The 23,775-nt window shown below is 59.1% G+C and carries 22 protein-coding genes; 14 read left to right on the forward strand and 8 right to left on the reverse strand.

The window, feature by feature from the left end:
- Positions 1-80 precede the first annotated feature (80 nt).
- Entirely contained in the window at positions 81-371 is a 291-nt protein-coding gene (locus AC3ZVB_RS26520; RefSeq protein ID WP_490148194.1) for a hypothetical protein, read from the reverse strand.
- Positions 372-779: 408 nt separating this feature from the next.
- Between AC3ZVB_RS26520 and argF the strand changes: the two genes are divergently transcribed.
- Together argF and AC3ZVB_RS26530 are read left to right on the forward strand one after the other, a co-directional pair.
- Positions 780-1,700, forward strand: coding sequence for an ornithine carbamoyltransferase (gene argF, locus AC3ZVB_RS26525; RefSeq protein WP_162439408.1), 921 nt, complete (start codon positions 780-782; stop codon positions 1,698-1,700).
- Complete coding sequence (locus AC3ZVB_RS26530) at positions 1,697-2,806, forward strand: ABC transporter ATP-binding protein (protein WP_490148195.1); 1,110 nt, start codon at positions 1,697-1,699, stop codon at positions 2,804-2,806. The genes argF and AC3ZVB_RS26530 overlap by 4 nt, the downstream gene beginning before the upstream one ends.
- A gap of 134 nt (positions 2,807-2,940) precedes the next feature.
- On the opposite strand, the gene ybaK is transcribed toward AC3ZVB_RS26530, so the two are convergent.
- Entirely contained in the window at positions 2,941-3,411 is a 471-nt protein-coding gene (ybaK, locus tag AC3ZVB_RS26535) for a Cys-tRNA(Pro) deacylase (protein ID WP_110659830.1), read from the reverse strand.
- Positions 3,412-3,707: 296 nt separating this feature from the next.
- Here ybaK and AC3ZVB_RS26540 point away from each other — a divergent pair, with 296 nt between their 5' ends.
- The 11 genes from AC3ZVB_RS26540 (at position 3,708) to AC3ZVB_RS26590 (ending at position 16,315) form a co-directional block, all read left to right on the forward strand.
- A complete protein-coding gene (locus AC3ZVB_RS26540) occupies positions 3,708-4,559 on the forward strand; it encodes an MIP/aquaporin family protein (protein ID WP_162439405.1) in 852 nt (283 codons plus the stop codon).
- Between the two features lie 75 nt (positions 4,560-4,634).
- Complete coding sequence (glpK, locus tag AC3ZVB_RS26545; protein WP_490148196.1) at positions 4,635-6,140, forward strand: glycerol kinase GlpK; 1,506 nt, start codon at positions 4,635-4,637, stop codon at positions 6,138-6,140.
- Positions 6,141-6,235: 95 nt separating this feature from the next.
- Positions 6,236-6,991, forward strand: a complete 756-nt coding sequence (locus tag AC3ZVB_RS26550) for a DeoR family transcriptional regulator (RefSeq protein ID WP_490148197.1) — start codon at positions 6,236-6,238, stop codon at positions 6,989-6,991.
- Between the two features lie 362 nt (positions 6,992-7,353).
- Entirely contained in the window at positions 7,354-8,892 is a 1,539-nt protein-coding gene (gene glpD / locus AC3ZVB_RS26555; RefSeq protein ID WP_490148198.1) for a glycerol-3-phosphate dehydrogenase, read from the forward strand.
- A gap of 451 nt (positions 8,893-9,343) precedes the next feature.
- Complete coding sequence (locus AC3ZVB_RS26560) at positions 9,344-10,258, forward strand: glutamate/aspartate ABC transporter substrate-binding protein (RefSeq protein ID WP_162439401.1); 915 nt, start codon at positions 9,344-9,346, stop codon at positions 10,256-10,258.
- A 191-nt stretch (positions 10,259-10,449) separates the two neighbouring features.
- The gene (locus AC3ZVB_RS26565) at positions 10,450-11,196 is read left to right on the forward strand and encodes an amino acid ABC transporter permease (RefSeq protein ID WP_162439400.1); all 747 of its coding nucleotides are present in this window, start codon (positions 10,450-10,452) and stop codon (positions 11,194-11,196) included.
- On the forward strand, positions 11,196-11,867 hold the full coding sequence (locus AC3ZVB_RS26570) for an amino acid ABC transporter permease (protein ID WP_162439399.1): 672 nt from the start codon (positions 11,196-11,198) through the stop codon (positions 11,865-11,867). The genes AC3ZVB_RS26565 and AC3ZVB_RS26570 overlap by 1 nt, the downstream gene beginning before the upstream one ends.
- Positions 11,864-12,598 (forward strand): amino acid ABC transporter ATP-binding protein, encoded by a 735-nt coding sequence (locus AC3ZVB_RS26575; protein WP_162439398.1) that lies wholly within the window; start codon positions 11,864-11,866, stop codon positions 12,596-12,598. The genes AC3ZVB_RS26570 and AC3ZVB_RS26575 overlap by 4 nt, the downstream gene beginning before the upstream one ends.
- Positions 12,599-12,750: 152 nt before the next feature.
- Positions 12,751-14,652, forward strand: coding sequence for a two-component sensor histidine kinase AauS (gene aauS / locus AC3ZVB_RS26580; RefSeq protein ID WP_490148199.1), 1,902 nt, complete (start codon positions 12,751-12,753; stop codon positions 14,650-14,652).
- A complete protein-coding gene (aauR, locus tag AC3ZVB_RS26585) occupies positions 14,649-15,977 on the forward strand; it encodes a two-component response regulator AauR (protein ID WP_162439396.1) in 1,329 nt (442 codons plus the stop codon). The genes aauS and aauR overlap by 4 nt, the downstream gene beginning before the upstream one ends.
- Positions 15,978-15,985: 8 nt before the next feature.
- Entirely contained in the window at positions 15,986-16,315 is a 330-nt protein-coding gene (locus AC3ZVB_RS26590) for a GlpM family protein (protein ID WP_178114321.1), read from the forward strand.
- Between the two features lie 209 nt (positions 16,316-16,524).
- On the opposite strand, the gene AC3ZVB_RS26595 is transcribed toward AC3ZVB_RS26590, so the two are convergent.
- The 3 genes from AC3ZVB_RS26595 to metE form a co-directional block, all read right to left on the reverse strand.
- Positions 16,525-17,190: a DsbA family oxidoreductase gene (locus tag AC3ZVB_RS26595; RefSeq protein ID WP_194692634.1), complete on the reverse strand. Its 666-nt coding sequence runs from the start codon at positions 17,188-17,190 to the stop codon at positions 16,525-16,527.
- 83 nt (positions 17,191-17,273) lie between these two features.
- On the reverse strand, positions 17,274-18,293 hold the full coding sequence (locus tag AC3ZVB_RS26600; protein ID WP_194692635.1) for an alpha/beta fold hydrolase: 1,020 nt from the start codon (positions 18,291-18,293) through the stop codon (positions 17,274-17,276).
- 242 nt (positions 18,294-18,535) lie between these two features.
- Complete coding sequence (gene metE, locus AC3ZVB_RS26605) at positions 18,536-20,848, reverse strand: 5-methyltetrahydropteroyltriglutamate--homocysteine S-methyltransferase (protein ID WP_490148200.1); 2,313 nt, start codon at positions 20,846-20,848, stop codon at positions 18,536-18,538.
- Positions 20,849-20,968: 120 nt separating this feature from the next.
- On the opposite strand from metE, the gene metR reads away from it, so the two are divergent.
- Complete coding sequence (gene metR / locus AC3ZVB_RS26610) at positions 20,969-21,886, forward strand: transcriptional regulator MetR (RefSeq protein WP_194692637.1); 918 nt, start codon at positions 20,969-20,971, stop codon at positions 21,884-21,886.
- Positions 21,887-21,927: 41 nt separating this feature from the next.
- Here the strand turns inward: metR and AC3ZVB_RS26615 are convergent, their stop codons facing one another.
- Genes AC3ZVB_RS26615 through AC3ZVB_RS26625 form a run of 3 tightly spaced genes read right to left on the reverse strand, consistent with a single transcriptional unit; the run spans position 21,928 to position 23,524 of the window.
- Positions 21,928-22,425 (reverse strand): GNAT family N-acetyltransferase, encoded by a 498-nt coding sequence (locus AC3ZVB_RS26615; protein ID WP_490148201.1) that lies wholly within the window; start codon positions 22,423-22,425, stop codon positions 21,928-21,930.
- A 2-nt stretch (positions 22,426-22,427) separates the two neighbouring features.
- Positions 22,428-23,066, reverse strand: coding sequence for a LysE family translocator (locus AC3ZVB_RS26620; RefSeq protein WP_162441198.1), 639 nt, complete (start codon positions 23,064-23,066; stop codon positions 22,428-22,430).
- A gap of 23 nt (positions 23,067-23,089) precedes the next feature.
- Positions 23,090-23,524, reverse strand: a complete 435-nt coding sequence (locus AC3ZVB_RS26625; RefSeq protein WP_162441197.1) for an NUDIX hydrolase — start codon at positions 23,522-23,524, stop codon at positions 23,090-23,092.
- Positions 23,525-23,775 lie beyond the last annotated feature (251 nt).

Consider the following 23,775-nt stretch of genomic DNA (forward strand, 5'->3'; position numbering starts at 1 on the left):
CGACGTTCGTCTTGTGAATCGGCGGCCATCAGGCCAGCCGATGAGCGCCACTGATCAGCGCGACCAACCCTTCAGGCAGATCAGTTCGGTGGAAGCCTGGGGGGCGATTGCAGTTGGATCTCCTGGACGGTCTCGATCTGCTCCTGGGCGACATGCACACCCGTGAGCTCACCGATCAGGCGCCAATGCTCGTCCAGTCCGGTACTGATGGTGGCCATGCGATCGATCATGCGCCTGCCGGCTGCTTTTGTGACTTCGTCATGGCTGCGCATCAACTCGAAGGACATCGAGGTCATAGAGGCCGTCAGATGGGTCAGTGAGCGGGCCGTGAGGCTGAGTAATTCCATTAATTGCTGTTCTTTCGATTCCATTCCGGAAGCTTCCTGCGTCGCTCGAAAGGTAGTTATAACCCAGCACTTTGCTTTAGCAAATGTTTCAGACGAGACACAGGCTCCATACGCCTTGCCGAATGACAGGTCGCAAACCGGCCGGTGATACCCCCTGCCCGCCCTGCAAGATTGCAAAGCCCCGCAAGCACAGTGTACAAATGGCGGGCTGCTGTCAGGAAACAGGCTTCAAAAGCGCTACTGCGGTCTCCCCGTAGCCCCTCTGAAATCCCCTAAAAACCGTAGCCCTATTGGTAAGACGCGACATTTAATTATAAGATCGCGCCTTCCCCTATTTCGTCGCCCCGTGCGGCTTACGCCGCAGGTCTCGCCCGTTTTTCAGTTAAACAAGGCTTTGAGTATCTGCGGTCTGTTGCAAAAAGGTAGTCAATGATGAGCGCAAGGCACTTTCTCTCCCTGATGGATTGCACGCCCGAAGAGCTAATCAGCGTGATCCGTCGAGGCGTTGAGCTCAAGGACCTGCGTAACCGCGGCGTACTGTTCGAGCCTCTGAAAAACCGCGTTCTCGGGATGATTTTCGAGAAGTCCTCGACCCGTACCCGTATTTCCTTCGAAGCCGGCATGATCCAGCTCGGTGGCCAGGCGATTTTTCTGTCGCCCCGTGACACCCAGCTGGGTCGTGGCGAGCCGATCGGTGACGCCGCCATTGTGATGTCGAGCATGCTCGATGCCGTGATGATCCGTACGTTTTCCCACAGCACCCTGACCGAATTCGCTGCCAACTCCCGTGTTCCGCTGATCAACGGCCTGTCCGATGACCTGCACCCGTGCCAGTTGCTGGCCGACATGCAGACGTTCCTCGAACACCGTGGCTCGATTCAGGGCAAGACCGTGGCCTGGATCGGCGACGGCAACAACATGTGCAACAGCTATATAGAAGCGGCGATCCAGTTCGACTTCCAGTTGCGCGTTGCCTGCCCGGAAGGTTTCGAGCCTAACGCTGAATTCGTGGCCAAGGCCGGCGATCGTGTGACCATCGTCCGCGATCCGAAAGACGCCGTGCGCGGTGCACATTTGGTGAGTACCGACGTCTGGACCTCCATGGGCCAGGAAGAAGAGACCGCCAAGCGCCTGAAGCTGTTCGCACCGTTCCAGGTCAACCGAGCCTTGCTCGACCTGGCCGCTCCGGACGTCTTGTTCATGCATTGCCTTCCCGCTCACCGTGGCGAAGAAATCAGCCTCGACCTGCTCGACGACAAGCGCTCCGTGGCCTGGGATCAGGCCGAGAATCGTCTGCACGCACAAAAGGCCTTGCTTGAGTTTCTCGTCCCGCCTTCGTACCACCACGCATGAGCCAGCCATTACTGCTTAACCTGCGCAACCTCGCCTGCGGCTATCAAGATCAGCGCGTGGTACAGAATCTCAATCTGCATTTGAACGCGGGTGATATCGGTTGCCTGCTCGGCTCTTCGGGTTGCGGCAAGACCACCACCTTGCGTGCCATTGCCGGGTTCGAACCGGTGCATGAAGGTGAAATCCAACTGGCCGGAGAGACGATCTCCAGCGCCGGTTTCACGCTTGCGCCAGAGAAACGCCGTATCGGCATGGTGTTCCAGGACTACGCACTGTTTCCGCATTTGAGCGTGGCCGAAAACATCGCATTCGGCATCCGCAAGCACCCGCAGAAAGAACGCGTCACCGAAGAATTGCTCGAACTGGTGAACCTGAAGAATCTCGGCAAGCGCTTTCCCCATGAGTTGTCCGGTGGTCAGCAACAACGCGTGGCCCTGGCCCGTGCACTAGCGCCGGAGCCGCAATTGTTGCTGCTCGATGGACCGTTCTCCAACCTCGATGGCGAGTTGCGCCGCAAGCTCAGCCATGAAGTGCGCGACATTCTCAAGGCTCGCGGCACCAGCGCCATCCTGGTCACCCATGATCAGGAAGAAGCCTTTGCAGTGAGCGATCACGTCGGGGTTTTCAAAGAGGGTCGCCTGGAACAATGGGACACGCCCTACAACCTGTATCACGAGCCGCTGACGCCCTTCGTTGCCAGTTTCATCGGTCAGGGTTACTTCATTCGCGGGCAGCTGAACAGCCCGGAATCGGTGCAGACCGAACTGGGTGAACTGCGCGGCAACCGCGCCTACACCTGGCCGGTAGGTGGTGCGGTCGATGTGCTGCTGCGTCCGGACGATATCGTTTATGCACCGGACAGCGCCCTGAAAGCACGCATCACTGGCAAGACCTTCCTCGGCGCATCAACCTTGTATCGGTTGCAGCTACCGACCGGCACGCAGCTGGAATCGATCTTCCCAAGTCACGCGGATCATCTGGTCGGTGCCGAAGTGGGCATTCGCGTTGCGGCTGAACACCTGGTGTTGTTCCAGGCAACCGGTAGCACCGCGGCGCAGATACCGGCAGTCGAGTCAGGCGTCCGCCGGTACAGCACAACCAGCTGACATCTGTAGATCTAAACGGTGGGAGTGAGCCTGCTCGCGATGACGGTGTTTCAGTCAATGATTTGTCGACTGACACTTCGCCATCGCGAGCAGGCTCACTCCCACAATGGATTTGGGCGCATGCCCATTCCAAGTTATGCCCTGCCGATATCCGCAAACTTCGCTTGGGTATGCTCCGCCAGCACCGCAGGCGCAAGCTCCACTTCAAGCCCCCTTCGCCCCGCACTGACAAAAATACTCGCAAACGGCTGGGCCGAATTGTCGATAAACGTGCGCAGGCGTTTCTTCTGCCCTAACGGACTGATGCCACCCAGCAGATAACCCGTCGACCGCTGAGCCGCCGCCGGGTCCGCCATCTCGACTTTCTTTACCCCCGCCGCATGTGCCAACCCTTTCAAATCAAGACTGCCAGCGACGGGCACTACAGCCACCAGTAACTCACCCTTCTCACTGGCCGCCAGCAAGGTCTTGAACACCTGTGCCGGGTCGAGCCCCAGCTTCTCCGCAGCCTCCAATCCATAAGACGCAGCCTTGGGATCATGTTCGTAACTGTGCACGCGATGTTCGGCTCGAACTTTTTTCAACAAATCCAATGCGGGGGTCATGACAGCTCCAGACTGGTCGGCGATACAAAAATATCGTGCTGGATTCTAGGCCATTGACCCGTAAAAGGCTCTATCTCAGCCCCGTTTCATTGGACTTGCCAATCATTTTACCGTCCGTCCACATTAAGCCTGCGCCGTGAACAATAGGATCATTCACCTGACTAATAGTTGAAATGTGACCGACGGTTCACTTTCGACCTTTGACAGCAGTGTTTCTTGTCTATATTTTTTCGAATACGAATACGGCAAGAATATTCCTTCGCAGCACCCAGACAAAAACAACAACGAGGTTTTCAATGACAACTGCTTTACAACAACCGCCGCTCTCGAGCCAGTGCATGGCCGAGTTTCTGGGTACTGCCCTGCTTATCTTTTTCGGCACCGGTTGTGTGGCTGCACTCAAAGTTGCAGGTGCCAGCTTTGGCTTGTGGGAAATCAGCATCATCTGGGGCGTTGGCGTGAGCATGGCGATCTACATGACCGCCGGTGTTTCAGGCGCGCACCTCAACCCGGCCGTCAGTATTGCGCTGTGCATGTTCACCGACTTCGAAAAGCGCAAACTGCCGTTCTATATCCTGGCTCAGGTAGCGGGCGCCTTCTGTGGGGCCTTGTTGGTTTACACGCTCTACAGCAATTTATTCTTCGATTACGAACAAACGCACCATATGGTTCGCGGCACCCAGGCCAGTCTTGAATTGGCCTCAGTGTTTTCCACGTTCCCGCACCCAGCCCTGTCCACAGCCCAGGCGTTTCTGGTTGAAATGATCATTACGGCCATTCTGATGGGCGTGATCATGTCCCTGACCGACGATAACAACGGCTTGCCCAAAGGGCCGTTGGCACCCTTGCTGATCGGTTTGCTGATTGCAGTGATCGGCAGTTCGATGGGGCCTTTGACCGGTTTTGCGATGAATCCGGCGCGCGACTTCGGGCCCAAGCTGATGACTTTCTTTACGGGCTGGGGTGAGATTTCCTTAACCGGCGGGCGCGACATCCCGTACTTCCTGATTCCGGTTTTTGCACCGATCGTCGGTGCCTGCCTCGGTGCTGCAGCTTATCGCGGGCTGATTGCCCGGCATTTGCCCGGCACCCAACCTGCTACAAAGGACGCAGCACCGGCCATTGACGGCAAACCACGAACTTCTTGATACCGTAGGCGCGTGATCCTGCCAATCTGGTCCCGCGCCTGACCTCACTCCCTTATTTCGTCCAAGGCAATCGACATGACCGACATTCAGAATAAGAACTACATCATTGCCCTCGATCAGGGTACGACCAGTTCGCGCGCGATCATCTTCGACCGTGATGCAAACGTGGTGTGCACCGCTCAGCGCGAATTCGTCCAGCATTACCCGCAAGCCGGTTGGGTCGAGCATGACCCGATGGAAATTTTCGCCACGCAAAGCGCGGTGATGGTCGAGGCCCTGGCCCAAGCCGGCCTGCATCACGACCAGGTCGCCGCCATCGGTATCACTAACCAGCGCGAAACCACCGTGGTCTGGGACAAGACCACCGGCCGCCCGATCTACAACGCGATCGTCTGGCAGTGCCGCCGCAGTACTGAAATCTGCCAGCAGCTCAAACGCGATGGCCACGAGCAATACATCAGCGAGACCACCGGACTGGTCACCGACCCGTACTTCTCCGGCACCAAATTGAAGTGGATCCTCGACAACGTCGAAGGCAGCCGCGAACGTGCGCGCAAGGGTGAGTTGTTGTTCGGCACCGTCGACAGCTGGCTGATCTGGAAATTTACCGGCGGCAAAGTGCACGTCACCGACTACACCAACGCCTCGCGCACCATGCTCTTCAACATCCACACGCTGGAGTGGGATGCGAAGATGCTCGACGTGCTGGATATCCCCCGCGAGATGCTGCCGGAAGTTAAATCTTCGTCCGAAATCTACGGCCACACCAAAAGCGGCATCGCCATCGGCGGTATCGCCGGTGACCAGCAGGCGGCTCTGTTCGGCCAGATGTGCGTCGAGCCAGGACAAGCGAAAAACACGTACGGCACCGGCTGCTTCCTGCTGATGAACACTGGCGACAAAGCGGTGAAATCCAAGCACGGCATGCTGACCACCATCGCTTGCGGCCCTCGCGGTGAAGTCGTCTACGCACTCGAAGGCGCGGTGTTCAACGGCGGTTCGACCGTTCAGTGGTTGCGCGACGAGTTGAAAATCATCAACGACGCCCATGACACCGAGTATTTCGCCAACAAGGTCAAAGACAGCAATGGCGTATACCTGGTCCCGGCCTTTACCGGCCTGGGCGCTCCGTACTGGGACCCGTATGCCCGTGGCGCGCTGTTCGGCCTGACCCGCGGCGTACGCGTGGATCACATCATTCGTGCAGCGCTGGAATCGATTGCCTACCAGACCCGCGACGTTCTGGACGCCATGCAACAGGATTCCGGCGAACGCCTCAAAGCCCTGCGCGTGGACGGCGGTGCGGTGGCGAACAATTTCCTCATGCAGTTTCAGGCCGACATCCTTGGCACCCAGGTCGAGCGTCCGCAAATGCGCGAAACCACCGCACTGGGCGCCGCCTATCTGGCGGGCCTGGCGTGTGGCTTCTGGGGCAGCCTGGACGAGTTGCGCGGCAAGGCGGTGATCGAACGTGAATTCGAGCCGGCGCTGGACGAAACCGCGAAGGAAAAACTCTACGCCGGCTGGAAAAAAGCGGTCAGCCGCACCCGTGACTGGGAACCCCATGAAGGCGATGAATAAGCCCGCCTTGCGAGAGGATTAGGGTTGTAACTGGTCGGGAGCAGATTCCTGCGGCATCATGGGCAAATTTTGCATGGCAGCCCAAAGGAAGCCCAATGAATCTGCCTCCCCGTCAGCAGCAAATCCTCGAACTGGTCCGTGAACGCGGCTACGTGAGTATCGAGGAACTGGCCACGCTGTTCGTCGTTACACCGCAGACTATTCGCCGCGATATCAATCAGCTCGCGGAAGCCAATCTGTTGCGTCGCTACCACGGCGGCGCAGCCTATGATTCCAGTGTCGAAAACACCGCCTACGCCATGCGCGCCGATCAGATGCGCGATGAAAAGCAGCGTATCGGCGAAGCCATTGCGGCACAGATCCCCGACCACGCCTCGCTGTTCATCAACATCGGTACCACCACCGAGTCGATCGCCAGGGCGTTGCTCAATCACAATCACCTCAAGATCATCACCAACAACCTGCATGTAGCCTCCATGCTCAGCGCCAAGGACGATTTCGACGTCCTGCTGACCGGTGGCAATGTGCGGCGCGACGGTGGTGTGGTCGGCCAGGCCAGCGTCGATTTCATCAACCAGTTCAAGGTCGACTTTGCGCTGGTCGGCATCAGCGGCATCGATGAGGACGGCAGCCTGCTGGACTTCGATTATCAGGAAGTGCGCGTGTCCCAGACGATCATCGCCAATGCGCGGCAGGTGATTCTGGCGGCTGACTCCAGCAAATTCGGGCGCAACGCCATGATTCGTCTGGGCCCGATCAGCCTGATCGATTGCCTGGTCACTGATCAGCAGCCGGTGCCGGCGCTGGCGCAGTTGTTGAGTCAGCACAAGATTCGGCTGGAAGTGGTTTAACCCCTTTGCGCCTGTTGAAGAAACCCCGTGGCGAGGGGATTTATCCCCGTTGGGCGCGAAGCGGCCCCTGAAAGTTGCACTACAGTATTTCCGAAACACATGGTGTGAAGTGTTGACGACTGCTTCGCAGCCGAACGGGGCGGTGCGACGGTTCGCTAAATCCCCTCGCCACAGATAAATCCCCTCGCCACATTTTGTTCTTCACAGTCTCTAAATGTTCGTAAATTTTCCTTTCACAGCCCTTCGATGAGTATTTTCAATCGAAGTTGACTGGCTGCGCGCGTCTTTATGGGCTACCATTTTCGCAAATGAACATTAATGTTCGAATTCCAATACAGAAAATCAAAGCCCGAGGCCAGCCGATGCCCACTTCTACCTTGCCTACGCCCCCTCTCGCCGAGGTCTACGATGTTGCCGTTATCGGTGGCGGCATCAATGGCGTGGGGATCGCAGCGGATGCCGCCGGTCGCGGTCTTTCGGTGTTCCTTTGCGAAAAGGATGACCTGGCCAGCCACACCTCGTCTGCCAGCAGCAAGCTGATCCACGGGGGTCTGCGCTACCTCGAACATTACGAGTTCCGTCTGGTGCGCGAAGCGCTGGCTGAACGCGAAGTGCTGTTGGCCAAGGCGCCACACATCGTCAAGCAGATGCGCTTCGTGCTGCCTCACCGCCCGCACCTGCGCCCGGCGTGGATGATCCGTGCCGGCCTGTTCCTGTATGACAACCTTGGCAAACGGGAAAAACTGGAAGGTTCGAAGAGCCTGAAGTTCGGTCCGGACAGCCCGCTGAAAAGCGAAATCATCAAGGGCTTTGAGTATTCTGATTGCTGGGTCGACGATGCTCGCCTGGTGGTGCTGAACGCCATGGCCGCCCGCGAAAAAGGCGCCCATGTCCACACTCAGACCCGTTGCACCAGCGCCCGTCGCAGCAAGGGTCTGTGGCATCTGCACCTGGAACGCGCCGATGGCAGCCTGTTTTCGATTCGCGCCAAGGCCCTGGTAAACGCTGCTGGCCCGTGGGTCGCCAAGTTCATCCGTGACGACCTGAAGATGGAATCGCCATACGGCATCCGCCTGATCCAGGGCAGTCACCTGATCGTGCCGAAACTGTACGAAGGCGAACACGCGCACATTCTGCAAAACGAAGATCAGCGAATCGTCTTCACCATTCCGTACCTGAACCACTTCACCCTGATCGGCACCACCGACCGTGAATACACCGGCGATCCTGCGAAAGTCGCGATCACCGACGGCGAGACCGATTACCTGCTCAAGGTGGTCAACGCGCACTTCAAGAAGCAAGTCAGCCGCGACGACATCCTGCACAGCTACTCCGGCGTTCGCCCGTTGTGCAACGACGAATCCGACAACCCTTCGGCCGTTACCCGCGACTACACCCTGGCGTTGTCCGGCAGCGGCGAAGAAGCACCGTTGTTGTCAGTCTTCGGCGGCAAGCTGACGACCTATCGCAAATTGGCCGAGTCGGCGCTGGCACAACTGACGCCGTACTTCACCCAGATCAAACCCAGCTGGACGGCCACCGCTACGCTGCCAGGGGGCGAAGACATGACCACCCCTCAAGCCTTGTGCGCCTTGATCCGCGACAAGTTCGACTGGGTGCCGACCGAAATCGCGCGCCGCTGGTCCACCACCTACGGCAGCCGCACCTGGCGGATGCTGGAAGGTGTGCAGAGCCTCAATGACCTGGGTGATCACATCGGCGGCGGGCTCTACACCCGCGAAGTTGATTACCTGTGCAGCGAAGAGTGGGCAACCACCGCGCACGACATCCTGTGGCGTCGCAGCAAGCTCGGGCTGTTCACCACCCCGGCAGAACAGCAGAAGCTGGTGGATTACCTGAGCAAGGTCGAACAGAATCGCAGCAAGATCGAAGCGGCCTGATCGGGTATCCGCTCAACCGAAAGCCCTTGGATCGCATGATCCAGGGGCTTTTCGCATTTTTAATCCCACCACATCCCACTGTAGGAGTGAGCCTGCTCGCGATAAGGCCATCACATGCAAAACTCTATGTGCCGAACACAAGGTAATCGCGAGCAGGCTCACTCCTACATGGAAAATGCGGATGACTCCTATATTGCATTCGGTTTTCCGAACGCGACCCGGCAGTCGATTCGGGATACCGGATTAAACAACGCAAACAATCTCGCCATAAATATTTAATATCCTTATATTTCAACGATTTATCTCATAGCACCTGGCCTGGCACGAGTCATGCTCTACACTCTTGGACGAATGCTTGCTGCGCCGTTCATTCAGACGCCGGCAAACCTTCGAAGCACAAAAAGGGCCGATGAACTGGCTCCATAAAAAAAACAATGTCGAGGAAAATTTGATGCGCATCGTTCCCCATATCCTGGGCGCAGCCATTGCTGCCGCTCTGATTACCACTCCAGTTTTCGCTGCCGAACTCACTGGCACACTGAAGAAGATCAAAGAGTCCGGTGTCATCACCCTCGGGCATCGTGACGCTTCCATTCCGTTTTCCTACATCGCTGATGCCTCCGGCAAACCGATCGGCTACTCCCACGACATCCAGCTGAAAATCGTCGAAGCGATCAAGAAAGACCTGGACATGCCAAACCTGCAGGTCAAATACAACCTGGTCACCTCGCAAACCCGTATCCCCCTGGTGCAAAACGGCACCGTGGACGTCGAGTGCGGCTCCACCACCAACAACGTCGAGCGTCAGCAGCAAGTTGACTTCTCCGTCGGCATCTTCGAAATCGGCACCCGCCTGCTGTCGAAGAAAGACTCCCCTTACAAAGACTTCGCCGACCTGAAAGGCAAGAACGTCGTGACCACCGCCGGTACCACGTCCGAGCGCATCATCAAATCGATGAACGCCGACAAGCAGATGGGCATGAATGTCATTTCCGCCAAAGACCACGGCGAGTCGTTCCAGATGCTGGAATCGGGCCGCGCTGTAGCGTTCATGATGGACGACGCCTTGCTGGCCGGTGAAGCAGCCAAAGCCAAGAAGGCCAGCGACTGGGCCGTGACCGGTACGCCACAGTCCTACGAAATTTACGGCTGCATGGTCCGCAAGGGCGACGAGCCGTTCAAGAAAGCCGTGGATGACGCGATCGTGGCGACCTACAAGTCGGGCGAGATCAACAAGATCTACGAAAAATGGTTCATGGCGCCAATCCCTCCTAAAGGCCTGAACCTGAACTTCCCGATGAGTGATGAACTCAAGGCCCTGATCGCCAATCCGACCGATAAAGCGGCTGACGAAAAGAAATCCTGATTTCTGACTAACCTTACCTCCTGAGAGGGCTGTTGCTCTTTCAGGAGGTTGTCACTCCCTGCTGGCATTTCTGGAAACACTCGAACCGGTGGCAGTCGAGCCGGTGGCGTGTGCCCGACGTTCAAGTCGGGTGGGAACGGAGCTTCCCCAGGCGGGCACTTGCACATTGATCGATCCGAGGGGAGACCCTAATGAATTACAACTGGGACTGGGGCGTGTTCTTCAGGTCCACCGGGGTGGGCAGCGAGACGTATCTCGACTGGTACATCACCGGACTGGGCTGGACCATCGCCATCGCCATCATGGCCTGGATCATTGCCCTGACGCTGGGCTCGATTCTGGGTGTCATGCGCACCGTACCGAATCGCATCGTATCGGGCATCGCGACCTGCTACGTTGAGATCTTCCGTAATGTGCCGCTGCTTGTTCAGCTGTTCATCTGGTACTTCCTGGTACCCGATCTGCTGCCTCAAGGCATGCAGGACTGGTACAAGCAGGACCTGAACCCGACCACCTCGGCATTCCTCAGCGTCGTCGTGTGCCTGGGTCTGTTCACCACCGCTCGAGTCTGCGAACAGGTGCGCACCGGCATCCAGGCGTTGCCGCGCGGCCAGGAATCCGCCGCTCGCGCCATGGGCTTCAAGCTGCCGCAGATCTACTGGAACGTGCTGCTGCCCCAGGCCTACCGCATCATCATCCCGCCGCTTACCTCGGAATTCCTGAACGTGTTCAAGAACACCTCCGTGGCCTCGCTGATCGGTCTGATGGAACTGCTTGCACAAACCAAGCAAACCGCCGAGTTCTCCGCCAACCTGTTCGAAGCCTTTACCCTGGCGACCCTGATCTACTTCACCCTGAACATGAGCCTGATGTTGCTGATGCGCCTGGTCGAGAAGAAAGTCGCTGTGCCGGGCCTGATCTCCGTAGGGGGTAAATGATGGAATTCGACTTCTCGGGCATCATCCCGTCCTTGCCGGGCTTGTGGAACGGCATGGTCATGACCCTGCAATTGATGGCGATGGGCGTCGTCGGCGGGATCATCCTCGGCACCATCCTCGCGCTGATGCGCCTGTCCCACAGCAAACTGCTGTCGAACATCGCCGGCGCCTACGTCAACTACTTCCGCTCGATCCCGCTGCTGCTTGTCATCACCTGGTTCTACCTGGCGGTGCCGTTCGTGCTGCGCTGGATCACCGGCGAAGACACGCCGATCGGCGCGTTCACCTCGTGCATCGTGGCCTTCATGATGTTCGAAGCCGCGTACTTCTGCGAGATCGTGCGGGCCGGTGTGCAGTCGATTCCCAAGGGCCAGATGGGCGCTGCCCAGGCGCTGGGCATGACGTATGGCCAGATGATGCGGTTGATCATCCTGCCGCAGGCGTTCCGCAAGATGACCCCGCTGTTGCTGCAACAGAGCATCATCCTGTTCCAGGACACCTCGCTGGTTTACGCCGTCGGCCTGGTGGACTTCCTCAACGCCTCGCGTGCCAGTGGCGACATCATCGGTCGCTCCAATGAGTTCCTGATCTTCGCAGGGCTCGTGTACTTCATCATCAGCTTTTCCGCCTCGCTGCTGGTCAAGCGTCTGCAAAAAAGGTTCGCCGTATGATCTCTATCAAAAATATCAACAAGTGGTATGGCGACTTCCAGGTGCTGACTGATTGCAGCACTGAGGTCAAAAAGGGTGAAGTGATCGTGGTGTGCGGGCCTTCCGGTTCCGGCAAGTCGACCCTGATCAAATGCGTCAATGCCCTGGAACCGTTCCAGAAAGGCGACGTGGTCGTCGATGGCACGTCCATCGCCGACCCGAAGACCAACCTGCCGAAACTGCGCTCGCGCGTCGGCATGGTGTTCCAGCATTTCGAACTGTTTCCGCACCTGACCATCACCGAAAACCTGACCATCGCGCAGATCAAGGTGCTGGGCCGCAGCAAGGAAGAAGCCACCAAGAAAGGCCTGCAACTGCTTGAGCGCGTCGGTCTGTCGGCGCATGCCCACAAGCACCCTGGCCAGCTTTCCGGTGGTCAGCAACAGCGTGTGGCGATTGCCCGTGCGCTGGCGATGGACCCGATCGTCATGCTGTTCGACGAACCGACCTCGGCGCTCGATCCGGAGATGGTCAACGAAGTGCTGGACGTGATGGTGCAGCTGGCCCACGAAGGCATGACCATGATGTGCGTCACCCACGAAATGGGCTTCGCCCGCAAAGTGGCGGACCGGGTGATTTTCATGGATCAGGGCAAGATCATCGAAGACTGCAAGAAAGAAGAGTTCTTCGGCGACATCAGCCACCGGGCCGAGCGTACACAGCACTTCCTCAACAAGATTCTGCAGCACTAAGTGAAACACCGCTCCCCTGTAGGAGCTGTCGAGTGAAACGAGGCTGCGATCTTTTGATTTTAAAAAGATCAAAAGATCGCAGCCTTCGGCAGCTCCTACAGTGCCGGTGTGAGCGTTCGGATATGTGTTGTGGTTGACCCAAGGCATCTGTGATGAAATGCGACCCCACTCTCTATCGCGCAGCGCCGCCATCACTCGCCGTGAAACCCCGTCTGATTCGCCATCTGTTCCTGCCTCCGCTGATCATCGCGCTGATGATCGGATTGGGTTACGTCGGCTTCTGGGTCAGCGAGTACTACGGCATACGCAGCCTCAGCGAAAACGGCCAGCGCCAGCTGGAGTTGCATGCACGCGCCGTCGAGAGCGAGATCAGCAAGTACACCTACCTGCCCAGCCTGCTGGAACTCGAAACCAGTGTTTCCCAACTGCTGGCCGACCCGTCGCCGGAACATCGGCAAACGGTCAATGACTACCTGGAAGGCCTGAACCGTCGCAGCCGCAGTCGCGCCATCTACGTGATGGACACCACCGGCCGCGTCATGGCCACCAGTAACTGGCGCGATGTCGACAGCTACCTGGGTGAAGACCTCTCCTTTCGCGCCTATTTCCAAAACGCTATTCGCGGCCAGCCGGGACGTTTCTATGGCATCGGCAGCACCAACGGCGAACCCGGTTACTACCTGGCCCACGGCCTGGAAGAACACGGCAAGATCATCGGTGTCGCGGTGGTCAAAGTCCGCCTCGAAGCGATGGAAGAACGCTGGCAGCGCGCCCGTCTGGAAGCCTTCGTCAGTGACGAGAACGGCATCATCATTCTGTCCAGCGATCCGGCACGTCGTCTCAAATCAGTGATACCGCTGAGCGACGAGACCAAGGAAAAACTCGCCCGCAGCCTCCAGTACTACTGGTTTCCGCTCAACGAACTGCAACCGCTGGCCCGGGAAAAACTGGCAGAGGGTGAAGAGAAACTGACCTTCCCCGCCAACAGCGAAGTGGAGTCCGATCAGGAAGACATCAGCTACCTGTCGCAAACTCGCCCGTTAAGCGACACACCGTGGAATTTCACCCTCCTCACCCCGCTTCAGGATTTGCGCCGCGAAGCGATCAATCAGGGGATTCTGGTGGCCGTGGCATTGGCCCTGGTGACGTTTCTGCTGATTGCCTGGAATGAGCGCAGAAAGGTCATCTCCACCCGCCTCGCCGCCCGGGAAGCCTTGCAGGAAGCCAACAATCAACTGGAGCGTCGGATTACCGAACGCACCACCGACCTGCGCGCCAGTAACGAACGGCTCAAGGGCCAGATCCGTGAACGGCGCCAGGCCGAAGAGACCTTGCGCCGGGCCCAGGACGAACTGGTGCAGGCGGGTAAACTCGCGGCCATCGGCCAGATGTCGACCAGCATCGCCCATGAACTCAACCAGCCGCTCGCCGCGCTGCGCACCTTGTCCGGCAACACGGTGCGCTTCCTGGAACGCGGTCAGCTGGATGTCGCCAGCACCAACCTCAAGACCATTAATGAACTGATCGACCGCATGGGCCGGATCACCGCCAGCCTGCGGTCATTTGCCCGACGCGGTGACGACAAGGGTCAGGCCAGCCTCGGTAAAGCCGTGGATGCGGCCTTGCAGTTGCTCGGTGGCCGGGTTGAAAGCGCGCACCTGCAAGTGCATCGCGACTTCAGCGATGTACAGGTGCAAATCGATCAGACGCGCCTGGAACAGATTCTGGTCAACCTGATGGGCAACGCCCTGGATGCCATGCAGGCCCAGCCGTTACCGGAGCTGTGGCTTGAAGGCGAAGTGCTCGATGGCAAATACCGTCTTCGTGTCCGCGACAACGGCCACGGCATCGACGCCGAAACGCGCAAGCATCTGTTCGAACCATTCTTCACCACCAAACCCGGCGAGCAGGGTCTGGGCCTCGGCCTGACCTTGTCCGCGAGCCTGGCCGCTGCTACGGGCGGACACCTGGGTGTCGAACACCCGGTCGGTGGTGGAACCACTTTTGTCCTCAGTTTACCGTTGGTAAGCCCCTCTTTCGCCGAGCCAATATGAACAACGACCTTAGTGTGCTGATCGTCGAAGACGATCCTCATGTACTGCTCGGCTGCCAGCAGGCGCTGACCCTGGAAGACATTCCCTGCGTGGGCGTGGGCAGCGCCGAAGAAGCGCTGGAGCGGGTCGGCGACAACTTTGCCGGGATCGTCATCAGCGACATTCGCCTGCCGGGCATTGATGGCCTGGAATTGCTGACCCGACTCAAGGCCCGTGATCGCAGCCTGCCTGTGGTGTTGATCACTGGCCACGGCGACATCTCGATGGCGGTCGGCGCGATGCAAAAAGGCGCCTATGACTTCATGGAGAAACCGTTTTCCCCGGAGCGCCTGGTGGACGTTGCCCGTCGCGCTCTGGAGCAACGCAGCCTTGCTCGAGAAGTCTCGTCGTTGCGGCGGCAACTGGCAGAGCGCGACTCGTTGGAAGGCCGGATCATCGGCCGTTCTGCGGCCATGCAGAATCTGCGGGAGCTGATCGCCAACGTTGCCGACACCTCGGCCAACGTGTTGATCGAGGGCGAAACCGGCACCGGTAAAGAATTGGTCGCCCGCTGCCTGCACGACTTCAGTCGTCGCCACACCCGGCAGTTTGTTGCGCTGAACTGCGGAGGCCTGCCGGAGAACCTGTTCGAAAGCGAGATATTCGGCCACGAAGCCAACGCGTTTACCGGCGCTGGCAAACGGCGGATCGGCAAGATCGAACATGCTGACGGCGGCACGTTGTTCCTCGACGAGGTGGAAAGCATGCCACTGCCGCTGCAGATCAAACTGCTGCGGGTATTGCAGGAGCGCACCCTCGAACGCCTCGGTTCAAACCAGAGCGTGGCGGTGGATTGCCGGGTGATTGCGGCGACCAAATCCGATCTGGACGCGTCGAGCAAGGCCGGCGAATTCCGCAGCGACCTGTATTACCGTCTGAACGTGGTGACCCTGGAACTGCCGCCGCTGCGCGAGCGCCGTGAAGACATCCTGCAGCTGTTCGAGCACTTCCTGCAGCAATCGTCCCTGCGCTTTGACCGCGCAGTGCCGGAGCTGGACAACCAGACCCTGTCGCACCTGATGAGTCATGACTGGCCGGGCAACGTGCGCGAACTGCGCAACGTCGCTGAACGCTTTGCCCTGGGCTTGCCGGCCTTCAAGAAATCCGGCACCAGTGGCAGCAATCACGGCCTGGCCTTCGCCGAAGCGGTGGAAGCCTTCGAACGCAACCTGCTCAGCGACGCCTTGCAACGCAGCGGCGGCAATCTGACCCAGGCCAGCCTGGAGCTGGGCATGGCCAAGACCACCCTGTTCGATAAAGTGAAAAAATACGGGCTGAGCCACTGATGGACCTGATACTCAAAGCAACTCTGGGTGCAGCGGTGGTGATCATTCTCGCTGCGCTGGCTAAAACCAAAAACTATTACATCGCAGGATTGGTGCCGCTGTTTCCGACCTTTGCACTGATCGCGCACTACATCGTCGGCAAGGGCCGTTCGCTGGATGACCTGAAGACCACCATCGTGTTTGGCATGTGGTCGATCATTCCGTACTTCATCTACCTGGCAACGTTGTATGTGATGGTCGACAAGATGCGGCTGGAAGCTTCGCTGGCCGTTGCGGCAGTGGCGTGGTTGATGGCGGCTACGGTGCTGGTCAGCGTGTGGGTGCGCGTCCACGGCTGATCACATCTCTTCGGATTGGTGGTGAGGGAATTCCCCTCTGGTTGAACTGCCTTACTCTCCTGTGGCGAGGGAGTTTACTCCCGCTCGGCTGCGAAGCAGCCGCAAAACCTGCATGCCCGGTGCATCAGAAGTAGCGGGGTGACTGTGATGGGGGGCTGCTGCGCAGCCCAGCGGGAGTAAACTCCCTCGCCACAGAAGTAGTCAGCGAATCAGCTCACCGTCCCACCCTTCGACTCGCTCATGATCTGCCGGATTGCCCCGACAAACGTCTCAACCGGCTGCCCGCCGCTGACCGCGTACTGCCCGTTGAACACCACGGTCGGCACCGAACTGACGCCCCGTGACAGCCACAGCTGCTCCTCTTCGCGAACCTCTTTGGCGAACTCATCCGACGCCAATATGGCCTCGGCGCGCTTGCGATCCAGTCCGACACTTTCGGCGATCCGGACCAACTGCTGAGGGTCAGACGGATTGCCGCCTTCGGTGAAATACGCCCTGAACAGCGCCTCCTTCAAATTGAACTGCGCGCCCTCGAGCCCCGCCCAATACAGCAAACGATGAGCATCGAAGGTGTTGTAGATGCGGCTATTACCGTCCGTGCGGAAGGCAAACCCGAGCTCGGCACCACGAGCCCGGATCATTTCGCGATTCTTCTGGGATTGCTCAGGCGTCGATCCGTATTTCTCGGTGATGTGCTCGGTAATGTTCTGTCCGTCAGGTCCCATCTTCGGGTTCAGCTCGAACGGCTGGAAACGAATCTCGGCCTGCACCTCATCGCCCAGCAAATCCAGAGCGCGAGTCAGGCCGTACAAGCCCACCACGCACCAGGGGCAGGACACGTCGCTGACGAAATCGATTTTCAGTGGGGTACTCATCACTCACCTCGCAAACTGGAATGCGCCGCAAAGGTCTAACGATACACCCGACGAACCCTGACGCGCAGCAGATCTACTGTGAATTACAGGAGATTGGGAGCCGGCAACGGATCAATCTGCGCCCAATGCGAAGTGTCTTCGCGATGAGCCTGCAAATACGGCAGCACCGCCGCCAGTAGCGGCGCTTTGAACGCCTCCTGGAATCGATGGGCCAAGCCCGGAATCAGCTTCAGCTGACTGCCGCGAATATGCGCCGCCAGGTGCACGCCGTGCATCACCGGCAGCAAGGGATCAGCCGTCCCATGCACCACCAGGGTCGGCACACGAAGCTGATTGAGCAGCGCTACCCGGCTCGGTTCCGCAAGGATGGCCATGATCTGGCGCTTCACGCCTTCAGGGTTGAATGCCCGGTCATAGGACTGTGCCGCCTGATGCAACAATGCCTGCCGATCATCACTCACCGTCGGACTGCCCAGCGCCGCGAGCAGATCTGCCTGTTGTTCCAGAGCGGCTTCGCGATTCGGCGCACCACGACGCGCAAGCAATTGCACCAATGCTGCACTCGGCGCCGGCAGCCCTTCGGCACCGGAACTGGTCATGATCAAAGTCAGGCTCTCGACTCGCTGCGGCGCCATCGCCGCCATGTGCTGGGCAATCATGCCGCCCATGCTCGCGCCGAGCACGTGGAACTGCTCGACGTGCAAGGCGTCCATCAACCCGAACGCATCATCGGCCATGTCGGTCAGGGTGTAGGGCGCCGACACTGGCAACCCCAGTTTGTAGCGCAGCACTTCGAAGGTCAGGTTGGCGTCGACAGGGGGTTGCCGCCAGGTCGAGAGACCGACATCGCGATTGTCATAACGAATCACCCGAAAACCCTGCTGACACAGCGCGACGACCACCTCGTCTGGCCAGTGAATGAGCTGTCCGCCGAGCCCCATCACCAGCAACAGCGCGGGGTCCGATGCACGACCAATGCTCTGGTACGCCAGGCTCACCTGCGCCAGATCGGCCCGTTCAGTCGGAACATTGATATCGCAACGCGAAGCCGCCAAAGACGGCAGGCCGAACAACAACGCGGCCAGGAATAAAAATACACGCATGAAAAAACACCGAAACGCAGAACCCCAGTAGAGCGCGAGTCTGATGAAGTTTGTTCAAGCGCGCTGCCATAGTTGCGTGACAGTTTGATGAAGAGTGCCGAGCGGTCATGTTCGAGGGCGTTTGATCGTTCACCGTCGGATTGCCACCCGGAGCAGGCCAACGCCCCCGCTGTGTCCGGATTAACGCATTTCCAATGTGGGGAGCCTGCTCGCGATGGGGTCAGAGCAGGCGCCGCTAAATGTTAAGCCAACTGACTGCGCAACTGCCGAGCCGCCGCTACCATGTTCACCAGCGCGGCCTCGGTCTCCGGCCACGCCCGTGTTTTCAGCCCGCAATCCGGATTCACCCACAACCGCTCGGCTGGAATGCGCTTCACCGCTTTACTCATCAACTTGACCATCTCGGCCGTGTCCGGCACCCGTGGCGAGTGAATGTCGTAGACGCCCGGACCGATGTCGTTCGGGTAGTCGAACGCCTCGAACGCCTCCAGCAATTCCATGTCCGAGCGCGACGTTTCGATGGTGATCACATCGGCGTCCATGGCCGCAATGGACTCGATCACGTCGTTGAATTCGCTGTAGCACATGTGGGTGTGGATCTGGGTTTCGTCACGGACACCCGAGGCGGTCAGGCGGAATGCTTCCACCGCCCAGTCCAGGTATTCCTGCCACTGTGCGCGGCGCAGAGGCAGGCCTTCACGGAATGCGGCTTCGTCGATTTGCACGATCTGGATGCCGGCAGCTTCCAGGTCTACCACTTCGTCACGCAGGGCCAGGGCCAGCTGCTGCGCCTGGACTTTGCGCGAAACATCCTCACGGGGGAACGACCACATCAGCATGGTCACGGGACCGGTGAGCATGCCTTTCATGACCTTGTCGGTCAGGCTCTGGGCATAAGTGATCCAGTCCACCGTCATGGCGTTCGGGCGGCTCAGGTCGCCGTAGATAATCGCCGGTTTCACGCAGCGCGAACCGTAGCTCTGCACCCAGCCGAAGCGTGTGAACAGATAACCATCGAGCTGCTCTGCGAAGTACTCGACCATGTCATTGCGCTCGGCTTCACCGTGCACCAGCACATCCAGGCCAAGCTGTTCCTGAACCTGCACAGCGTGGCGAATCTCGCTGTGCATGGCGTCGGTGTAATCGTTGGCCGACAGCTTGCCCTGCTTGAACGCCTGACGCGCCAGGCGGATCGAGCCGGTCTGCGGGAACGAGCCGATGGTGGTGGTCGGAAACGCCGGCAATTTCAGACGCGCACGCTGCTGTTCGATGCGCTTTGCGAACGGCGAATGACGTTGGCTATCCGCTGCACCGATCGCGTCGATACGCGCCTGAACATCGGATTTATGGATGCGCGGCGACTCGGCGCGGCTCGTTTGAATAGCGCGACTCTCGGCCAATGCAGCCCGCACTTTCGGCGATTGCGGATCGTTGAGCGCATCGCGCAGCACAGCGATTTCGCCACACTTCTGCACCGCAAAGGCCAGCCAGCTTTTCAGTTCCGGATCGAGTTTGTCTTCGCGGTCCAGGTCCACCGGGCTGTGCAGCAACGAGCAGGAACTGCTGACCCACAGGTTGTCGCCGAAACGTTCCTGGGCAAACTGCAGTTGTGCCAGCACCGGTTCCAGCTCACAGCGCCAGACGTTGCGCCCATTGACCAGACCCACCGAAAGAATCTTGTAGGTCGGCAAGCGGTCGAGCACGTGCAGCAGTTGATCGGGGGCACGCACGGCATCGATGTGCAAGCCTTGTACTGGCAGGCCGACCGCCAGACCGAGGTTGTCTTGCAGACCGCTGAAGTAGGTGGCCACCAGCTTTTTCAGCGGCGAATACTGAAGGATGTGATAAGCGCGTTCGAACGCGTTTTTCCAGTCCTGGGGCAGATCGAGGGTCAGGATCGGTTCGTCGATCTGCACCCACTCCACCCCTTGTTCGGCGAGGCGAACAAGGATTTCGTTGTAGACCGGCAGCAGGCGTTCCAGCAGGTCGAGTTTGTCGAAGTCGTTGCCTTTGGCTTTACCCAGCCACAGGTAGGTCAGTGGGCCGATGATCACCGGTTTGACGTTGTGGCCGAGGGCGCGGGCTTCGTCGACTTCATCGAACAGCTGCTCCCAGCTCAGCTTGAATGCCTGGTCCGCGCTGAACTCCGGGACCAGGTAGTGGTAGTTGGTGTCGAACCACTTGGTCAGTTCCTGGGCGTATTGCGCCTTGGTGTGTTCACCGCCGCAGCAGCTCGCCGTGGCGCCACGGGCCATGGCGAACAAGGTGTCGAGAGTCGGCAGGCCGTTGGCATCCCTGGCGCTGTCGAAACGCTCCGGGATCACCCCGAAGGTCAGGGAATGGGTCAACACCTGGTCGTACCAGGCGAAGTCGCCGACCGGCAGCAGGTCGATGCCGGCGTCTTTCTGCAATTGCCAATGGCTGGCCCGCAGTTGTTGGCCAACGCGCTTCAACGCGTCCTGATCGAGGTCGCCCTTCCAGTAAGCCTCCAGGGCTTTTTTCAGTTCGCGATCAGCGCCGATGCGTGGGAAACCAAGTGTGTGTGCCAGGGCCATGATGAAAATTCTCTCTTTAAAAGATGCTGTAAAACATGGCGCTATTGTCGACACCCAACCCAACATGAGACAAACTCAACCTTTTCGTGTTGATCACAAGTTTTCCTCATGGAGCCCCCGGTGCTTGAAATCCGTCACCTGAAGACCCTGCATGCCTTGCGCGAAGCCGATAGCCTGGTAGACGCAGCCGATCGCCTGCACCTGACGCAGTCCGCCCTCTCCCACCAGTTCAAGGAACTGGAAGAGCGCATGGGCATGCCGTTGTTCGTGCGCAAGACCAAACCGGTGCGCTTTACCAGCGCCGGTTTACGCCTGCTGCAACTGGCCGACGCCACCCTGCCGCTGTTGCGTGGCGCCGAGCGCGACATCGCGCGGCTGGCCGGCGGCACTGCCGGGCGTTTGCACATGGCGATCGAGTGCCACAGCTGCTTTCAGTGGTTGATGCCGACCATCGACCAGTTCCGCGATGCCTGGCCGGAAGTCGAGCTGGACCTGGCTTCAGGTTTCTCCTTCGCCCCGCTGCCGGCCCTGGCCCGTGGCGATCTGGATCTGGTGGTGACGTCCGATCCCCTGGAGCTGGCCGGCATCACCTACGTGCCGCTGTTCACTTACGAAGCCATGCTTGCGGTCGCCAACCAGCACCGTCTGGCGAACAAGGCCTACATCGTCCCGGAAGATCTGGTGACAGAAACCCTGATCACCTACCCGGTCGAGCGTGACCGGCTGGACATCTTCACCCGCTTCCTGGAACCCGCCGACATCGAACCGGCCCAGGTCCGCACGTCGGAACTGACGGTGATGATGATGCAATTGGTGGCCAGCGGCCGTGGGGTTTGCGGCATGCCCCATTGGGCGCTGCATGAATACAGCTCACGGGGTTATGTGAAGGCCAAGCGACTGGGTGAGAAGGGATTGTTTGCGACCTTGTACGCCGGGATTCGCGCCGACATGCTGGATGCGCCGTACATGCGCGACTTTCTGCTGACGGCGAAAGATACGTCGTTCTCGACGCTGGATGGCGTTAGCGCAGTTCGCTGACTGGAATGCAATCAACTGTGGTGAGGGGATGTTGGTGATCTTTAGAGCTCACGCCACATATGAATCTTGTCGAAGTAGTCCTCGCCCACGCGCACGGCCATGGGCTCGAGGCCGTACTGGATGAAGCCGCAGCGCTGGTACAACCTGAATGCGGCTTCATTGCCAGCGGTGACGGTCAGCTGTACCAAGCGCAAACCCTGATGGTTCTGCGCTTCAGCCAGCGCGGCTTGCACCAGCGTGTAACCCAGCCCGCGCTGACGAGCCTTGCCGGACACGTACATGCCAAACAATGTCACCTTGTGCCGGGCTTTTTCCCGAGGCTCGAAGGCCAGCCCGACAATGCCCGCCAACCCGCCGTTTTCAAAGGCACCAAACACCACGTCCAGCTTGTTGCTCAAACGCGATTCCCACCAACTCAATGGCATTGCCGCGCGCTCTCGCACACTGGAAGTAAACGCCTGAGGGTGCAGGTCATAGGCTTCAAGCATCAGTCCCCGATAATCCAGGGCATGGCTGGCATCCAGTCGCTCAATCCACATGGTCAAGCCGCTCTTCGTTGCTCAAGCATCAGCCGCACCGCCAGCGCAGCCAACACAAATCCCATGAAATAACGCTGCACCGCAAGCCACGTCGGGTTGTTGACGAACCAGGAGGCGATACCCGCGGCAAACACGGCGATCAACAGATTGACGCAGAAACTGACGCTGATCTGGGTCAGGCCGAGGATGATGCTCTGGGTAAACACCGAGCCATGCTCAGGCGTGATGAACTGCGGGAACACCGACAGGTAAAACACGGCGATCTTGGGATTCAGGGCACTGGTCAGAAACCCCATGGTGATCAGCTTGCGCGCCGAGTCCGGCGGTAACTGCTGTGCTTCGAACGGCGACCGCGCCCCCGGTCTGACCGCCTGCCACGCCAGCCACATCAGGTACAACGCCCCCGCCCATTTCAACACTTCATAGGCCATTGGCACCGCCAGGAACACCGCAGTCAAACCCGCGGCCGCCGCGAACAGGTGCACAAAAAAACCCGCGACCACACCCAGCAACGACGTCACGCCCGCCTTGCGTCCCTGACAGATCGAACGGGAGATCAGGTAGATCATGTTCGGCCCGGGCGTCAGCACCATCAGCAAGGCTGCAGCGGCGAAAATCAATAGGTCTTGAAGGGGAATCATGGCAAGTCTTCGTCCGTAAAAGATCAGGCAGTAGCCGTCAGCGAAGCTCGATAAAACGGCAGGATCAGGTCTCGTGTCAATGGTGCCAGCGTGAGTTCGCCGTCGGTGGCCGGGTCGATCCAGACAACCTCTTCGATCTCAGCGGCAGGCGATACGTCTGAATCAATGGTCAGCAGAAAGAGTTCCGCCTGCACCACAAACCCTGGCTCGTTGGCGGCCGGGGCGCTGAATTGGCCGAGAAAAGTGGCGTGCGCGGGATCGATGACCAGCCCCAGTTCTTCCTCCAGCTCACGAGCCAGGGCGTGGACCGGTTGCTCATGGGGCTCGATCTTGCCGCCAGGCTGCATGAACGCCTCGGTCCCGCGCTTGCGAACCAGCAACGTGCGACCGCGCGGATCAATCACCAGGGCTGCGGCGATGTGGATGAGACGGGGTGAAGTGGCGGATGAAAGGGTCATGAAACAGGATCGTCCTTGGGTAAAAGAGGCAAGGATCACATGAGTTTCCGTACGGCGTCATCCCAGCTCCCACAATTTGATCCGTGGATATGTGGAACACACCTGCCGGCTATCAATCCGCCATCGCGAGCAAGCTCAGCTCCCAAAGGGAAACGCACAGGCCTCAAGCAGCAGGTCGGCTATCAGGCCGCCTCGTTTTGGCTTTTGATCTGCTTTTGATCTTCTTGCCCCATGGGAAGGCCGAGCGCAGG

This window comes from Pseudomonas sp. MDV22-iso1, from assembly GCF_058145095.1.

Excerpts from the sequence above, each read along its gene's own strand:
- AC3ZVB_RS26520 (WP_490148194.1), bottom strand. The coding sequence starts at position 371 with ATGGAATCGAAAGAACAGCAATTAATGGAATTACTCAGCCTCACGGCC.
- argF (WP_162439408.1), top strand. The coding sequence starts at position 780 with ATGAGCGCAAGGCACTTTCTCTCCCTGATGGATTGCACGCCCGAAGAG.
- AC3ZVB_RS26530 (WP_490148195.1), top strand. The coding sequence starts at position 1,697 with ATGAGCCAGCCATTACTGCTTAACCTGCGCAACCTCGCCTGCGGCTAT.
- ybaK (WP_110659830.1), bottom strand. The coding sequence starts at position 3,411 with ATGACCCCCGCATTGGATTTGTTGAAAAAAGTTCGAGCCGAACATCGC.
- AC3ZVB_RS26540 (WP_162439405.1), top strand. The coding sequence starts at position 3,708 with ATGACAACTGCTTTACAACAACCGCCGCTCTCGAGCCAGTGCATGGCC.
- glpK (WP_490148196.1), top strand. The coding sequence starts at position 4,635 with ATGACCGACATTCAGAATAAGAACTACATCATTGCCCTCGATCAGGGT.
- AC3ZVB_RS26550 (WP_490148197.1), top strand. The coding sequence starts at position 6,236 with ATGAATCTGCCTCCCCGTCAGCAGCAAATCCTCGAACTGGTCCGTGAA.
- glpD (WP_490148198.1), top strand. The coding sequence starts at position 7,354 with ATGCCCACTTCTACCTTGCCTACGCCCCCTCTCGCCGAGGTCTACGAT.
- AC3ZVB_RS26560 (WP_162439401.1), top strand. The coding sequence starts at position 9,344 with ATGCGCATCGTTCCCCATATCCTGGGCGCAGCCATTGCTGCCGCTCTG.
- AC3ZVB_RS26565 (WP_162439400.1), top strand. The coding sequence starts at position 10,450 with ATGAATTACAACTGGGACTGGGGCGTGTTCTTCAGGTCCACCGGGGTG.
- AC3ZVB_RS26570 (WP_162439399.1), top strand. The coding sequence starts at position 11,196 with ATGGAATTCGACTTCTCGGGCATCATCCCGTCCTTGCCGGGCTTGTGG.
- AC3ZVB_RS26575 (WP_162439398.1), top strand. The coding sequence starts at position 11,864 with ATGATCTCTATCAAAAATATCAACAAGTGGTATGGCGACTTCCAGGTG.
- aauS (WP_490148199.1), top strand. The coding sequence starts at position 12,751 with ATGAAATGCGACCCCACTCTCTATCGCGCAGCGCCGCCATCACTCGCC.
- aauR (WP_162439396.1), top strand. The coding sequence starts at position 14,649 with ATGAACAACGACCTTAGTGTGCTGATCGTCGAAGACGATCCTCATGTA.
- AC3ZVB_RS26595 (WP_194692634.1), bottom strand. The coding sequence starts at position 17,190 with ATGAGTACCCCACTGAAAATCGATTTCGTCAGCGACGTGTCCTGCCCC.
- AC3ZVB_RS26600 (WP_194692635.1), bottom strand. The coding sequence starts at position 18,293 with ATGCGTGTATTTTTATTCCTGGCCGCGTTGTTGTTCGGCCTGCCGTCT.
- metE (WP_490148200.1), bottom strand. The coding sequence starts at position 20,848 with ATGGCCCTGGCACACACACTTGGTTTCCCACGCATCGGCGCTGATCGC.
- AC3ZVB_RS26615 (WP_490148201.1), bottom strand. The coding sequence starts at position 22,425 with ATGTGGATTGAGCGACTGGATGCCAGCCATGCCCTGGATTATCGGGGA.
- AC3ZVB_RS26620 (WP_162441198.1), bottom strand. The coding sequence starts at position 23,066 with ATGATTCCCCTTCAAGACCTATTGATTTTCGCCGCTGCAGCCTTGCTG.
- AC3ZVB_RS26625 (WP_162441197.1), bottom strand. The coding sequence starts at position 23,524 with ATGACCCTTTCATCCGCCACTTCACCCCGTCTCATCCACATCGCCGCA.